Raw genomic sequence first — 15,441 nt, 5'->3', positions numbered from 1 at the left:
GCCCGGACACCGGTCCTCCGGCCTTCCCTCCCGCGCTGATCCCGTGCACCCGTTGATCCCGTTGATCCCGTTCACCCGCCACCCCGTTCACCCGCTGATCGGAGCTCCCGTGTCCTGGTCCGACCACGCCATCTGGTGGCACGTCTACCCGCTCGGCTTCCTCGGCGCCGAGCCCGCCGCGCTCCCGCCCGGCGAGCCGCCCCGCGACCGCCTCTCCGCGCTGACCCCCTGGCTGGACCACCTGGTCGCGCTGGGCTGCAACGGGCTGGCACTCGGTCCGGTGTTCGCCTCCGAGACCCACGGCTACGACACCGTCGACCACTTCCGGGTGGACCCCCGGCTCGGCACCGAGGACTCCCTGGTGCGCCTGGTCGAGCAGGCGTCCGCCCGCGGCGTGCGGGTCCTGCTGGACGGCGTCTTCAACCACGTCGGGCGCTCCTTCCCCGCCTTCGCCGACGTCTCCCGGCACGGCGCGGCCTCCCGGTACGCGGGCTGGTTCCACCCGGAGGGCGACGGCCACCGGTGCTTCGAGGGGCACCGGCACCTGGTCACGCTCAACCACGACGATCCCGAGGTCGCCGACCACGTGGCCGACGTCATGGGCCACTGGCTCGACCGCGGGGTGGCGGGCTGGCGGCTGGACGCGGCCTACGCCGTGCCCCGGGCGTTCTGGCGCACCGTCACCGACCGGGTCCGCCGGAGGCACCCCGACGCCTGGTTCAGCGGGGAGGTGATCCACGGCGACTACACCTCGTACGTGACCGAGGGCGGTCTGGACACCGTCACCCAGTACGAGCTCTGGAAGGCGGTGTGGAGCGCGCTCAACGACCGCAACCTGTACGAGCTGGCCTGGGCCCTCAAGCGCCACAACGCCATGCTCGACACCTTCGCCCCGCAGACCTTCCTGGGCAACCACGACGTCACCCGCCTGGCCAGCCGGCTCCAGGAGCCCGGCCACCTCGCCCACGCGCTGGTCGTCCTGCTCACGGTCGGCGGAGTCCCGTCCGTCTACGCGGGGGACGAGCGGGCCTTCCTGGGCGTCAAGGAGGAGCGGATCGGCGGCGACGACGCGATCCGCCCGGCGTTCCCCGCCGACCCCGCGCACTTCCCGCCGGACGGCCTGTCCCACCAGCGGCTCCACCAGCTCCTGATCGGCCTGCGCCGCCGCCACCCCTGGCTGGTCCGCGCCCGGGCGGAGGTCCACACCCTGACCAACACCGCCCTCACCTACACCCTCGCCGACCCGGCCGGCCCGGCCCGCCTGGCGGTCGCCCTCAACCTGGCCCCCCACCCGGCGGACCCGGCCGTCCCGGCGGCACCCTGGCACCACGCGGCCGGCCCCGGCACCGTCACCACGGACGGCCGGGTCCACCTGCCGCCCACCGGCTGGGCGATCGCCACCACACACCCCTGAACCGCCACCACACGCCCCTGAACGGCGGGTTCAGGAGTGGAAACCGTCCCAGTAGCCGTCGCGCCCCACGGTGAAGTCCCCCGGACGCTCCCTTTGCAGGGTCTCGTACCGCTCCCCGAGAAGGTCGATCCCGTCCCGGATGCCGACCCCGAAGGTCTCCCGGATCCGGATCAGGGCGGGGACCCTGCGGCCTCCGAGGATCAGCGGGTCCACCTCCGACCAGAACCGATCCACCCCTCCGCCCGGCACCGTCTCATCACGCATGGACGCACCCTGGCAGATCGCCGACCGGCCCGCCGCCGAATATCCACAGCATGTGGACGAACGCCCGCCGCGCGGTTCCCTCAGGCCTCGAACTCGTACTCCAGCACGTACGCCGCCGCGTCCAGCACCATCGCGTTGACCTCGACAACCCGCCCGTCCCCGGCGAACGCCGTCCGGTGGACGAGCATCACGGGCGTCCCGGCCGCCAGCCCCAGCCGGCCCGCCTCGTCCCCGAGGGGCATCCGCGACCGGACCTCCTCACGGAACCGCACGGGCGCCGCCCCGATCTCGGCGAGCCGCGCATAACTGCCACCCGGCCCGGCATCCGCCCGGACGACGGCGGTCCCCGCGACCAGAGCCGCCGGCAGGTACGAGGTGGACAGCAGCACCGGCTTCCCGTCCAGCACGAACCGCCGGCGCCGTACGCACACCGCATCACCCGGCTCGACCCCCAGCACCCCGGCGATCTCCACAGGTACGCCCTCCTCGGCAACCGCCACCTGGTCGACCTCCAGCGACCGGTCCCCGAGATCCGCCGACCAGACCGACCGCCCCGACCCCCACCGCTCCCGCGCCAACCGCTGAACACCGTGCCGCCGCAACGGCCGGAATTCCCGGACGAACACCCCGGCCCCCTTGCGAGCCTCGGCGATGCCCTCGCTCTGCAACACCCCCAACGCCTGACGCGCGGTCATGCGGGCGACCTCGTAGGTCGCCATCAGCTCGTTCTCCCCGGGCAACCGGTCACCCGCCCGGTACTGCCCCGAGTCGATCGCGGCCTTGAGCGCATCGGCGATCCGCCGGTACTTGGGCTGCTTCTCGCCGCTGCCGCTGGGCATGACCTGCCTCCTTCGTCCTCAGCATCCTAGGTGCGACCGGGTATCCGCCCATCGGGACGACACGGGTTGACATCTCTAGAGACAGTTAGTTCTCTAGAGATGTCACAACCTCTCGCGGGGCTCCGCTCCGCCTGCATCGGAGGGCCCATGGCCGAGCCGCTGGGATGCCCGCCCGTCACTCCGTACATCGCCGCATGGAGCGCGGAGCGCTTCGTCCGTCCCGATGTCGTCCTCCTCCCCGGAGTCGGGATCGCCCATCGGGACGAGAGCCCGTACGACCGCGACCCGGAGGGCGTGCTGTGGGCGCGCGTGACAGCCGGCCGCAGGACGGGACGTCCCGAACTCGGACGGATCCACCCGGGCCGCCAACGGCGGGCGATGCGCAAGCTGTTGTGCCAGATCTGCGGCGGCCCGGCCGACCGCGACGAGGACGGGGTCCTCTGGCTGCTCAAGGACGACCGCGCTGCGTGGCGGTGCAGCCCTCCTGCGGGTGAAGGACCATCACGAACGCGGTGTGTACGGAACGCTCTACCACCCGGGTCCTCCCCGCCCCCGCCCCTCCGCCGCGGTGGTCGTGGCGTCCCGCGACCACCGAGCCCGCCTGGTCCTGGCGGCGCAGATGGTCAGAGTCCTCCGGGACCGCACGCTCGTGGACCTCGGCGCCACCTTGGTGTCGGCATCCTGAGTCCGACCCCCACCACCCTCGCCGCACCATGCCCGGAACGGCACGCCAGAACATTTCGCGGGCTCGACGCAGACCGCCGGAAGGCCGGGTCCGTCAGCACCCGTTTCGCGATCCCCGGCAGCCGGCAGCACCCCGGCGGCACACCGCCGTCCCGCACCAGCACGTGCGCGGGGCGCGTAACTGGCACGGGCCGTTCCCGGCGCCGCACATGACGAAGGCCCAGGTTCACGGAGTGACTCCGCTGACCTGGGCCTTTGTTGCACTTCTTGCGAAGTGCCCCCGGCAGGATTCGAACCTGCGCACCCGCCTCCGGAGGGCGGTGCTCTATCCCCTGAGCTACGGGGGCCTGCTGTTCGCCGCGTTGTTCTTGCGACGTGGAGAACATTACCAGGCTCCCAGTGTGCTCTGTGCACGGGTTTCGACGGAGGGTCGCGAAACCGTCCGGGAGGCGATCGCGGGCGGGCGGTTCGGGGTGGGGGAGCGGGGGAGGGCGGGGAAGTGGGAAAAGCCCGGACGGGGAGGTGGGTGCGCGGCTACCCTCGGTGATGTGCCGGGAGCGTCCGGGCGGGTCCTCGTGGTGGACGACAGCGAGGTGATCCGCCAGCTGATCAGAGTCAACCTGGAGCTGGAGGGCTTCGAGGTGGCGACGGCTGCCGACGGCGAGGAGTGCCTGGAGGTGGTACGCCGGGTCGCGCCGGACGTGGTCACGCTGGACGTGATGATGCCCCGGCTGGACGGCCTGCGGACGGCGGCCCGGTTACGGGCCACTCCGGAGACGCGGCGCCTGCCGATCGCGATCATCAGCGCCTGTACGCCCGCCGACCTGCGTCGCGGGGAGGCCGTCGGGGTGGACGGCTACCTGGCCAAGCCCTTCGATCCGGCGGACCTGCTGGCGCTGGTCTGCCGGCTGAGGGCGCTCGGGGCGGCGGGGGAGGCCGGCCGGTCGGGCGGCTTCGCGTACGGATTCGGTGCCGCCGCGCCCACCCGGGAGGATTCCGCTCTCGGCGAACATGGCGCGCTGGGCGAGAGTTACCCCTGATACCCGACGTCTCAACCGGCAAACCGGGTGGCGGGCCCCTCCCCTGTCTCGCCTACCCTTGGCGTCGTGACACCCGCAGAGCTTTCCCAGGCAGTCCTGGCCGCTGTGAGCGCCGTCGTAGAGGCAGGCGACCTGACCGTCGCCGTGCCCGAGCACGTGACGGTCGAGCGACCCAAGAACAGGGACCACGGCGACTACGCCACCAATGTGGCCCTCCAGCTCGCGAAGCCGGCCGGTCGGCCGCCGCGAGCCGTGGCCGAGCTGGTGGCCGCCCGCCTGCGCGAGCTGCCCGGGGTCTCCCAGGTCGACATCGCCGGGCCCGGCTTCATGAACATCACCCTGGACGCCGCGACCCAGGGCGAGCTGGCCCGCAGGATCGTCGAGGCCGGCGAGGCCTACGGCCGCAACGAGGCGCTCAAGGGCCTGAAGATCAACCTGGAGTTCGTGTCGGCCAACCCGACCGGCCCGATCCACATCGGCGGCGTCCGCTGGGCGGCCGTCGGCGACTCGCTGGCCCGGGTGCTCAAGGCGACCGGCGCCGACGTCACCACCGAGTACTACCTGAACGACGCCGGCGTGCAGATCGGCAAGTTCGCCGCCTCGCTCCAGGCCGCCGCCAACGGCCGGCCGGCCGCGGACGACGGCTACGTCGGCGAGTACATCGCCGACATCGCGAAGGCGATCGTGGACGGCGTCCCGGGGGTCCTGGAGCTGTCCGAGGACGAGCAGCTCCGGGTGTTCCGCTCCAGGGGTCTGGAGCTCATGGTCGCCGAGATCCAGCGCTCGATGGAGGAGTTCGGTACCCACTTCGACACCTGGTTCTCGGAGAAGTCGCTGCACGACTCGGGCGCCGTCGAGAAGGCCATCGACCGGCTGCGCGAGCAGGGCCACGTCTTCGACCGGGACGGTGCGATCTGGCTGCGCACCACCGACTTCGGCGACGACAAGGACCGCGTCCTGATCAAGGCCGACGGCGAGACCACCTACTTCGCCGCCGACGCCGCCTACTACCTGAGCAAGCGGGACCGGGGCAGCGAGGTCTCGGTCTACATGCTCGGTGCGGACCACCACGGCTACGTCAACCGGCTCAAGGCCATCGCGGCCTGCGCGGGTGACGACATGGACCGCAACATCGAGGTGAAGATCGGCCAGTTCGTGAAGATGATTCGCGACGGCGAAGAGGTCCGGATGTCCAAGCGGGCCGGCAACATCATCACGATCGACGACGTGGTGGAGTGGATCGGCGTCGACGCGGCCCGGTACACCCTCGTGCGGTCGCCCACGGACTCCACCATCACGCTCGACATCAACGTGCTGACCAGCCAGACCAACGAGAACCCGGTCTTCTACGTCCAGTACGCGCACACCCGGATGTGCGGTGTCCAGCGCAAGGCGGCCGACCTCGGCATCACCAAGTCCGAGGACTTCAAGCCGGAGCTGCTCTCCACCGAGTGGGAGTCGACGCTGCTCGGCCAGCTCGGCGAGTTCCCGCGGGTGCTGGCCTCGGCCGGCGAGCTGCGCGAGCCGCACCGGGTCGCCCGGTACCTGGAGGAGGTCGCCCGCGACTACCACCGGTTCTACGACCACTGCCAGATCCTGCCGAAGGGCGACGAGGAGGTCACCGACCTCACGCACGCCCGGCTCTGGCTGGCCGACGCGACGCGCACGGTCATCGCCAACGGCCTCACGCTGCTCGGTGTATCCGCCCCCGAGCGGATGTAGCGGGCAGCAACCCCTCGCGCCAACGGGGGCGGTGACGGTCCGTCAGGACGGTCGCCGCCCCTCGGCGCACACCGGCGCAGTGAACCCAGCAGGAGGAAGCCAGAGATGAGCCGCTCCGCCCACCCCGCAGGCCCCCGCCACGGCGACGTGCTGACCGAGGGCCACTACCAGGCCCCGCCGAGCGACCTCAACGCGCTCGACCCGAAGGTCTGGTCCGCCACGGTGGCCCGCGAGCCGTCGGGGTCGGTCAGCGTCGGCGGCCTCGACGTGCGGGCGCTGGCGGCCGAGTTCGGTACCCCGGCGTACATCCTGGACGAGGCGGACTTCCGGGCCCGGGCCCGCGCCTGGCGGGACGCCTTCGGCCCCGGCGCGGACGTGTACTACGCGGGCAAGGCCTTCCTCTCCAAGGCGGTGGTCCGCTGGCTGCACGAGGAGGGCCTCAACCTGGACGTGTGCAGCGCCGGTGAGCTGGCCGTGGCGCTGGCCGCGGGGATGCCGGGGGAGCGGATCGCGCTGCACGGCAACAACAAGTCGGCGGCCGAGCTGGAGCAGGCGGTCAAGGCGGGGGTCGGGCACGTCGTGCTGGACTCGTACCAGGAGATCGAGCTGCTGGCCGCGGTCGCCGAGCGGCAGGGCGTCCGGCAGCCGGTGCTGATCCGGGTGACGGTCGGGGTCGAGGCGCACACCCACGAGTTCATCGCGACCGCGCACGAGGACCAGAAGTTCGGCCTGTCGCTCACCGGTGGCGCCGCCCGGGAGGCGGTCCGGCGGGTGCTGGCGCACGGCAGCCTGGAGCTGCGCGGCATCCACTCCCACATCGGCTCGCAGATCTTCGACACCGCGGGCTTCGAGGTGGCCGCCCACCGGGTGGTCGGCCTGCTCGCCGAGATCCGCGACGAGCACGGCGTGGAGCTTCCGGAGATCGACCTGGGCGGCGGCCTGGGCATCGCGTACACCAGCGAGGACGACCCGAGCGAGCCGGCCGCGATCGCCGCCGCACTGGCCGCGATCGTCGGGCGCGAGTGCCTCGGGGCGGGGCTGGCCGTGCCGCGGCTGTCGGTGGAGCCGGGCCGGGCGATCGTCGGCCCGACCGCGTTCACGTTGTACGAGGTGGGCACGGTGAAGCCGCTGGAGGGCCTGCGCACGTACGTCAGCGTGGACGGCGGGATGTCGGACAACATCCGTACCGCGCTGTACGACGCCGAGTACTCCGTGTCGCTGGTCTCCCGCGCCAGCGAGGCCGGCCCGATGCTGTCCCGCGTGGTGGGCAAGCACTGCGAGTCCGGCGACATCGTGGTCCGGGACGCCTTCCTGCCGGCCGACCTGGCCCCCGGTGACCTGGTCGCGGTGCCCGCCACCGGCGCGTACTGCCGCTCGATGGCGAGCAACTACAACCACGCCCTCAAGCCTCCCGTGGTGGCCGTCCTGGACAGACGGGCCCGGGTGATCGTCCGGCGCGAGACGGAGGAGGATCTCCTGCGCCTCGATATCGGATGACGAAATCCTCGTCTCAAATCATGGAACGACCGTAGTTCTGTGCGGAATGTCCCCGAGACTGGTAGAGACCGAATACCGATGGGTGCCGACCGTGCCCCGTCGGAGACCGAGAATGCAGAGCGGAGTCGGATGATGCGTACGCGCCCGCTGAAGGTGGCGTTGCTGGGCTGTGGTGTGGTGGGCTCCGAGGTGGCGCGCATCATGACGACGACGGCCGACGACCTCGCCGCGCGGATCGGCGCGCCCGTGGAGCTCGTGGGCATCGCCGTCCGCCGGACCGGCCGGGCCCGCCCGGGCGTGCCGGAGCACCTGCTCACCACCGATGCCGAGGCCCTGGTCACCCGGGGCGACATCGACGTGGTGATCGAGGTGGTGGGCGGCATCGAGCCGTCCAAGCACCTCATCCTCTCGGCCATCGGCAAGGGCGCCTCGGTGGTGTCCGCCAACAAGGCGCTGCTCGCCCAGGACGGCGCCGAGCTGCACGAGGCCGCGGCCAGGGCCGGGGTGGACCTCTACTACGAGGCCGCCGTGGCCGGTGCCATCCCGCTGATCCGCCCGCTGCGCGAGTCGCTCGCCGGCGACAAGGTCAACCGGGTGCTGGGCATCGTCAACGGCACCACCAACTTCATCCTGGACAAGATGGACACCACCGGCGCCGGGTACTCCGAGGCGCTGGAGGAGGCCACCGCGCTGGGCTACGCCGAGGCGGACCCGACGGCCGACGTCGAGGGCTTCGACGCCGCGGCGAAGGCGGCGATCCTGGCCGGCATCGCCTTCCACACCAAGGTCACCGCCGCGGACGTCTACCGCGAGGGCCTGACCGAGGTGACCGCCGCCGACATCGCCTCGGCGAAGCAGATGGGCTGCGTGGTGAAACTGCTGGCGATCTGCGAGCGGGCCGCCGACGGCGAGTCCGTGACCGCCCGGGTGCACCCCGCGATGATCCCGCTCAGCCACCCGCTGGCCTCGGTCCGCGAGGCCTACAACGCGGTGTTCGTGGAGGCCGAGGCGGCCGGCCGGCTGATGTTCTACGGCCCGGGCGCCGGCGGCGCGCCGACCGCGTCCGCCGTGCTCGGCGACCTGGTCGCGGTCTGCCGCAACCGGCTGAACGACGCCACCGGCCCCGGCGACTCGCTGTACACCCGGCTGCCGGCCAAGCCGATGGACGAGGTCGTCACCCGGTACCACGTCAGCCTCGACGTGGACGACCGCGCCGGTGTGCTCGCCCAGGTGGCGTCCACCTTCGCCGAGCACGGGGTGTCCATCGACACCGTCCGCCAGCAGGGCCGGGACGGCGACGCCTCGCTCGTGGTGGTCACCCACCGCGCCACCGACGCCGCGCTGTCGGCGACGGTCGACAAGCTCCGCGCGCTGGACAGCGTGCGCGACGTGGCCAGCATCATGCGGGTTGAAGGGGAGTAGGAACAGCCATGAACGCCGTCATCGACAGAGCCAGTGGTCACACCCACCAGTGGCGCGGCCTCATCGAGGAGTACCGCGACCGCCTTCCGGTCACCGCCGAGACTCCCGTGGTCACCCTGCTGGAGGGCGGCACGCCGCTGGTCCCCGCCCAGGTGCTCTCCGAGCGCACCGGCTGCGAGGTCTACCTCAAGGTCGAGGGCGCCAACCCGACCGGGTCCTTCAAGGACCGCGGGATGACCATGGCGATCTCCAAGGCCAAGGAGGAGGGCGCCCAGGCCGTCATCTGCGCCTCCACCGGCAACACCTCGGCCTCGGCCGCGGCGTACGCGGTGCGGGCCGGCATGGTCTGCGCCGTGCTGGTGCCGCAGGGCAAGATCGCGCTCGGCAAGATGGGCCAGGCGCTGGTGCACGGCGCGAAGATCCTCCAGGTGGACGGGAACTTCGACGACTGCCTCACCCTGGCGCGTGAACTGTCCGAGAAGTACCCGGTCGCACTGGTCAATTCGGTGAACCCGGTGCGGATCGAGGGTCAGAAGACCGCCGCGTTCGAGATCGTCGACATGCTCGGTGACGCCCCCGACATCCACGTGCTGCCGGTGGGCAACGCGGGCAACATCACCGCGTACTGGAAGGGGTACCGGGAGTACGCCGCGGACGGCCTGTCCACCCGCACCCCCCGGATGTGGGGTTTCCAGGCCTCCGGCTCCGCCCCGATCGTGGACGGCGCCCCGGTGCTCAAGCCGCAGACCATCGCGACCGCGATCCGGATCGGCAACCCCGCCTCCTGGGACTTCGCGCTGGCCGCGCGGGACGAGTCCGGTGGGCTCATCGACAAGGTGACCGACCGTCAGATCCTGTCAGCGTACCGGCTGTTGGCCGCGCAGGAGGGCGTCTTCGTGGAGCCCGCCTCGGCCTCCAGCGTGGCCGGTCTGCTGGCCAAGGCGGAGGCCGGCCTGGTCGATCCGGGTCAGCGGATCGTCTGCACCGTCACCGGCAACGGCCTGAAGGACCCGGACTGGGCGGTCGCCGGGGCGCCGCAGCCGCAGATCGTCCCGATCGACGCGGAGGCCGCCGCGGTGCGCCTCGGGCTGCTCGGCTGAAGCGTACCTGACAGCGCGTCAACGGTGGGCCGCCCCCGTTCGGGGGTCGGCCCACCATTGCTGTCCGGATGACACTTTCGGTGTCGATTCGCTGTCTTTTTCCCTTCCGTTTTCCGCACGGTTTCCGGCCACAACCGGCAACACGGCAGATCGAACGGGAGCGGGGTGTACCGCTCTGGAACCTCTCTTCGATAGTCTGGCTCCAGGCGGGCCGCGCCTTCGGCCTGCGGTTGCCCGCTCCGCCGGAGTCTGCCGGGCAGGCCCCGCCGCCGTTCCACTGGCCCGTACGCCACCGGGCCGTCCCACTCCCCAGGAGACACCAACCACATGGCCGGTCCCGCGTTCCGCGCTGCCGCCGTCAGGGTCCGGGTTCCCGCGACCAGCGCCAACCTCGGCCCGGGCTTCGACGCCTTCGGACTCGCCCTGGGTCTCTACGACGACGTCGTGGTCCGGGTCGCCGACTCGGGCCTCACCGTCGACATCGCCGGTGAGGGCTCCGACAACCTGGCCCGGGACGAGCGCCACCTGGTGGTCCGCTCCCTGCGCGCCGCCTTCGACCGCCTCGGCGGCCAGCCGCGCGGGCTCGAAGTGGTCTGTGCCAACCGGATACCGCACGGCCGCGGCCTGGGGTCCTCCTCGGCCGCCATCTGCGCCGGCCTGGTGGCCGCCCGCGCCGTCACCATCGGCGGCCAGGCCCTGCTGGACGACGACGCCCTGCTCGCCCTCGCCTCCGAGCTGGAGGGCCACCCCGACAACGTCGCCGCCTGTCTGCGCGGCAACTTCACCGTGGCCTGGACCGAGGACGACGGCGCGCGGACCATCGTGCTGGAGCCCTCCGCCGAGGTCGTGCCGGTGGTCTTCGTGCCCTCCACCGAGGTGCTCACCGAGACCGCCCGCGGCCTGCTGCCGAAGACCGTCCCGCTGGCCGACGCCGCCGTCAACGCCGGCCGCGCCGCCCTGCTGGTCGAGGCGCTCACCCGCCGGCCCGAGCTGCTGCTGACCGCCACCGAGGACCGCCTGCACCAGGACTACCGGGCCTCCGCGATGCCGGACAGCGCCGCGCTGGTGGCCGGGCTGCGCAACGAGGGCGTGCCGGCCGTCATCTCCGGCGCCGGCCCCACCGTGCTCGCGCTCACCGACGAGGCGGGTGCCGACAAGGTCGCGAACTTCGCCGGGCCGGGCTTCGCCGCGCACCGGCTGGAGCTCGACCGCGCCGGAGCCCGCGTCCTGCCCCTCGACATGTGAGGGTGCGCGGGGCGCACGCCGGGCTGAGCAGCGAGAACGTGTCCGCGCGGATTCGCGGGACGGACACGATTGACAAGGACAGGGCTGGGGAATGTGTCAGGGGGTCGGTAGTGTTAACCTCATTGCTGCACCAGGTGCCCTCCGGGGCGCGGTGCGACGCGTCCCGATCCCGACATCCTGCCTGCGCGGCCCGACAGCCGTGCCGGGTGAGCTGCGGAAGCGCGGGACCACGATTCTCCGGGAGTCCACCACAGCGCGTACGCAGCCTGCCTGCGCGACCGTGGCGCATCCCGAAGCCGTGAAGGCACCTGACTCCCACCCGCAGCCTCCCGACTGAGGCCCGGACGGGCGGAGCCCTGGGTACCTGCACGCGACGGGGGCCCGGGTATCACCAGGCAGCAGGGTCGGCAGACAGAGCCCGCCCGCGCCATCTCGCACCACAGTGCACCGCACTTCGCAGTTCTCCCGATCGGATCAGCCTTTCGGGGGAATCCCGCCTCGGACCAGCGCGAACAGACGTTGGTCAGGACAGCACAACCGGTCGCCGAGCCAGACAGGCCGACGTCCGCTCCAGGGAAGGACCCTTAGTGAGCGACACCACCGATCTGATGGGCGCGCGCCCGGACGCAGAGCCGTCGGACGCAGCCGCCGCCCCCGCGGCCCCGGCACGGCGCCGTCGCAGCGCCGCCGCGGGCCTGGACGGCCTGGTCCTGGCCGAGCTTCAGAAGCTCGCCTCGACTCTTGGAATCAGCGGTACCGGACGCATGCGCAAGAGCCAGCTGATCGAGGCCATCAAGGACAAGAGCGGCGGTGACCCGCTGCTCGCCGGCGCTGCCGCCGCCGCGCCCGCGCCGGCTGCCAAGCGTGCTGCCAAGGCCGCGCCGGCCGCCGACGAGGCCCCGGCCGAGGCCCCCGCGGCCGAGGAGAAGCCCGCTCGCCGCACCCGCGCCGCCGCCGCCGCGGCTCCGGCCGCCGAGGCCCAGCCGCAGATCGAGATCCCGGTCCAGGCCGCCGCCGAGACCAGCACCGCCCCCGCGCGCACCGAGCGGACCCGTCGCCGGGCCACCTCGGCCGCCGGGGCGCCGACCGCCGAGGCCGCCGCCGAGCAGGCCGGTGCCGTGGTCGCCGAGGCGAAGGCCGACACCAAGGCCGAGCCGCGCGCGTTCGACGGCGAGGCCCGTACCGAGCGCCGGGACCGCCGGGACCGCCGCGACCGCCGTGAGGGCGGCACCGAGCGCCCGGAGGCCGCCGACGCCCAGGACGGCGACTCCCGCGAGTCCCGTCGGGACCGTCGCAACCGCCGCGAGCGCGACCGCACCGAGCGGCCCGAGCGCACCGAGCGCACCGAGCGCCAGGGCGGCCAGCAGCAGAGCGGCGCCCAGGACGGCGGCCAGGCCGCGCGTCAGGGCGGCCAGCAGCAGCAGGCCGGCCAGCAGCAGGGCGGCGGGTACGACGACGACGAGTTCGGTGACGGCCGTCGTGGCCGTCGGGGCCGTTACCGCGACCGCCGCGGCCGTCGCCGCGAGGGCTTCGAGGGCACCGGTGCCCCGGAGCCGGTGGTTGGCGACGACGACGTCCTGATCCCGGTCGCGGGCATCCTGGACATCCTCGACAACTACGCGTTCGTCCGGACCTCCGGCTACCTGCCGGGCTCGAACGACGTCTACGTCTCGCTCGCCCAGGTCCGCAAGCACGGCCTGCGCAAGGGTGACGCCATCACCGGTGCGGTGCGCCAGCCCCGCGACGGCGAGCGCCGCGAGAAGTTCAACGCCCTGGTGCGGCTGGACTCCGTCAACGGCATGGACCCGGACAGCGGCCGCGGCCGTCCCGAGTTCGGCAAGCTCACCCCGCTGTACCCGCAGGAGCGCCTGCGCCTGGAGACCGACCCGGGCGTGCTGACCACCCGCATCATCGACCTCGTGTCGCCGATCGGTAAGGGCCAGCGCGGTCTGATCGTCGCCCCGCCGAAGACCGGCAAGACGATGATCATGCAGGCGATCGCCAACGCGATCACCCACAACAACCCCGAGTGCCACCTGATGGTCGTCCTGGTCGACGAGCGTCCGGAAGAGGTCACCGACATGCAGCGGTCGGTGAAGGGCGAGGTCATCTCCTCGACCTTCGACCGCCCGGCTGAGGACCACACCGTGGTCGCGGAGCTGGCCATCGAGCGCGCCAAGCGCCTGGTGGAGCTGGGCCACGACGTGGTGATCCTGCTCGACTCGATCACCCGCCTGGGCCGTGCCTACAACCTGGCGGCGCCGGCCTCCGGCCGCATCCTGTCCGGTGGTGTCGACTCGACCGCGCTCTACCCGCCGAAGAAGTTCTTCGGTGCCGCGCGCAACATCGAGAACGGCGGCTCGCTGACCATCCTCGCCACGGCGCTCGTGGAGACCGGCTCCCGGGCCGACGAGGTCGTCTTCGAGGAGTTCAAGGGCACCGGCAACATGGAGCTCAAGCTCGACCGCAAGCTCTCCGACAAGCGGATCTTCCCCGCGGTGGACGTCGACGCGTCCAGCACCCGCAAGGAGGAGATCCTGCTCGGCAACGACGAGCTGGCGATCACCTGGAAGCTCCGCCGGGTGCTGCACGCGCTCGACTCGCAGCAGGCCATCGAGCTGCTGCTGGACAAGATGAAGCAGACCAAGAGCAACGCCGAGTTCCTGATGCAGATCGCCAAGACCACCCCCGGTTCGGGCGACTGACGACGTATCGGCCCACGGGAGCCCCGGACCGCGCTGCGGTCCGGGGCTCCCGTGCTCTCTGAGAAGTATCTGAGAACGGGGCAAAGGGGTAACAGATTCGCTTATCCTCGGAATGACGGTCATTTCGACCGGATCCGGCGCCGTGCGACCGAGGTCGCTCACCGAGGTCGCTCCCGGCGACGAGGAGGCGAGATGGCCGCACCGAAGGACGAGGCGGGACGGCCCCGCCCCGGGCGCCCCGCGGACGGGCCCGCAGGGCCCGGCGGGGCCGGGAAGCCGGGCGCGCCCGTGGACCTGGTGAAGTCCGGTGCGGCCGGGCCGCAGGCCGGGCCCGCACCGGGGACCCGCCGCCGCCGGAGGCTCACCCGCAACCTCGTCGTCGGGGCGACCGCCCTGGTGCTGCTGGCCGCCGGCGCGGCCGGGTACGCGTACCTGAAGCTCAACGGGAACATCAGGAGCGTCGACATCGACGGCGAGCTGGGCGGAGCCCGTCCGCCGGCCGCCACCGACGGCTCGTTCAACCTGCTGGTGCTCGGCTCCGACTCGCGGGGCGGGGCGAACGGGGCCCTGGCCGGCGGCGCCACCGACGGTACGGCCCGCTCGGACACCGCGATGGTGGTCCACGTCAACCAGGACCACTCCCGCGCGAGTGTGGTGAGCATCCCGCGCGACACCCTGGTCGCCCGGCCGGTCTGCACCGCGCCGGACGGCAAGAGCGTCCCGGCCGCCCGCAGTGCGATGTACAACTCGGCCTACGAGGTCGGCGGGCCCGCCTGCGCCGTGAAGACCACCGAGCAGCTGACCGGCCTGCGGATGGACCACTTCGTGGAGATCGACTTCGCCGGCTTCGCCGACCTGATCGACACCATCGGCGGGGTCACCGTGACCACCGCCGTCCCCATCAGCGACCAGGACAGCGGCCTGAGACTGCCGGCCGGCACCCACCACCTGGACGGCGACCAGGCCCTCGCCTTCGTCCGGACCCGGCACGGCGTGGGCGACGGCAGCGACCTCGGCCGGATAGAGCTGCAGAAGCAGATGGTGAAGTCGATCATGACGCAGGTGGGGGGCGCCGGGCTGACCACCAACCCGGCCAAGCTGTGGGCCACCGCCGACAAGCTCACCAGGAGCGTCACCACCGACTCCGACCTGGCCTCGGTGAACTCCCTGGTCGGTCTGGTGGACACGCTGAGACCGATCGGCCCGGACCAGATGACGATGGTCACCCTCCCGGTCGGCACCGCCCTCAGCGACGCCAACCGGGTCGTGCCCCGGCACCCGGAGTCGGACCAGCTCTGGGCCGCCCTGCGGGCCGACCAGCCGGTGCCCGCGAGCGTCACCAGCAGCCCCAGCGCCTCCACGGCGCGTACGCCGACCCGCACGCCCACCGGCGCCTCCACGGGCGCCTCCACCAGCGCCCCGGCCGTGCGCAGCCCCGCCGCCCCGGGCACGGCGCCGTACGGCCCCACGGCGGCGACCGCAGGCCGGGCCGCCGGGTAGCCCGGAATA

Annotated in this window: 11 protein-coding genes and 1 tRNA gene; 9 read left to right on the top strand and 3 right to left on the bottom strand. The window is 72.4% G+C overall.

The window, feature by feature from the left end; genetic code table 11:
• Window positions 1–109 precede the first annotated feature (109 nt).
• Window positions 110–1,414, top strand: a complete 1,305-nt coding sequence (locus ACIOFR_RS12585) for an alpha-amylase family glycosyl hydrolase (protein WP_400995538.1) — start codon at window positions 110–112, stop codon at window positions 1,412–1,414.
• Between the two features lie 30 nt (window positions 1,415–1,444).
• On the opposite strand, the gene ACIOFR_RS12580 is transcribed toward ACIOFR_RS12585, so the two are convergent.
• The 3 genes from ACIOFR_RS12580 to ACIOFR_RS12570 all read right to left on the bottom strand — a co-directional run bounded on the left by ACIOFR_RS12580 (window position 1,445) and on the right by ACIOFR_RS12570 (window position 3,548).
• Window positions 1,445–1,678 carry a hypothetical protein gene (locus tag ACIOFR_RS12580; RefSeq protein ID WP_400995535.1) on the bottom strand — a complete coding sequence of 78 codons (234 nt, stop codon included), beginning with the start codon at window positions 1,676–1,678 and terminating at the stop codon, window positions 1,445–1,447.
• Window positions 1,679–1,758: 80 nt separating this feature from the next.
• On the bottom strand, window positions 1,759–2,517 hold the full coding sequence (locus tag ACIOFR_RS12575) for a GntR family transcriptional regulator (protein WP_400995533.1): 759 nt from the start codon (window positions 2,515–2,517) through the stop codon (window positions 1,759–1,761).
• A gap of 959 nt (window positions 2,518–3,476) precedes the next feature.
• Window positions 3,477–3,548 (bottom strand) — tRNA-Arg (locus ACIOFR_RS12570).
• Window positions 3,549–3,749: 201 nt separating this feature from the next.
• Here ACIOFR_RS12570 and ACIOFR_RS12565 point away from each other — a divergent pair.
• The 8 genes from ACIOFR_RS12565 to ACIOFR_RS12530 all read left to right on the top strand — a co-directional run bounded on the left by ACIOFR_RS12565 (window position 3,750) and on the right by ACIOFR_RS12530 (window position 15,432).
• On the top strand, window positions 3,750–4,241 hold the full coding sequence (locus tag ACIOFR_RS12565) for a PleD family two-component system response regulator (RefSeq protein ID WP_400995530.1): 492 nt from the start codon (window positions 3,750–3,752) through the stop codon (window positions 4,239–4,241).
• Window positions 4,242–4,307: 66 nt separating this feature from the next.
• Entirely contained in the window at window positions 4,308–5,963 is a 1,656-nt protein-coding gene (gene argS / locus ACIOFR_RS12560; protein WP_400995529.1) for an arginine--tRNA ligase, read from the top strand.
• A 105-nt stretch (window positions 5,964–6,068) separates the two neighbouring features.
• The gene (gene lysA, locus ACIOFR_RS12555; RefSeq protein WP_400995527.1) at window positions 6,069–7,460 is read left to right on the top strand and encodes a diaminopimelate decarboxylase; all 1,392 of its coding nucleotides are present in this window, start codon (window positions 6,069–6,071) and stop codon (window positions 7,458–7,460) included.
• 129 nt (window positions 7,461–7,589) lie between these two features.
• Window positions 7,590–8,882, top strand: a complete 1,293-nt coding sequence (locus ACIOFR_RS12550) for a homoserine dehydrogenase (RefSeq protein ID WP_400995525.1) — start codon at window positions 7,590–7,592, stop codon at window positions 8,880–8,882.
• Window positions 8,883–8,890: 8 nt separating this feature from the next.
• Window positions 8,891–9,982: a threonine synthase gene (gene thrC, locus ACIOFR_RS12545; RefSeq protein WP_400995523.1), complete on the top strand. Its 1,092-nt coding sequence runs from the start codon at window positions 8,891–8,893 to the stop codon at window positions 9,980–9,982.
• 327 nt (window positions 9,983–10,309) lie between these two features.
• A complete protein-coding gene (gene thrB / locus ACIOFR_RS12540; RefSeq protein ID WP_400995521.1) occupies window positions 10,310–11,227 on the top strand; it encodes a homoserine kinase in 918 nt (305 codons plus the stop codon).
• Window positions 11,228–11,814: 587 nt separating this feature from the next.
• The gene (gene rho / locus ACIOFR_RS12535) at window positions 11,815–13,932 is read left to right on the top strand and encodes a transcription termination factor Rho (protein WP_400995518.1); all 2,118 of its coding nucleotides are present in this window, start codon (window positions 11,815–11,817) and stop codon (window positions 13,930–13,932) included.
• A gap of 192 nt (window positions 13,933–14,124) precedes the next feature.
• Window positions 14,125–15,432, top strand: coding sequence for an LCP family protein (locus tag ACIOFR_RS12530; RefSeq protein ID WP_400995515.1), 1,308 nt, complete (start codon window positions 14,125–14,127; stop codon window positions 15,430–15,432).
• Window positions 15,433–15,441 lie beyond the last annotated feature (9 nt).

It is taken from the genome of Kitasatospora sp. NPDC088346, from assembly GCF_044740765.1.
Taxonomy (GTDB): Bacteria; Actinomycetota; Actinomycetes; order Streptomycetales; family Streptomycetaceae; genus Kitasatospora.
This window is presented reverse-complemented; position numbering and strand designations above follow the sequence as displayed.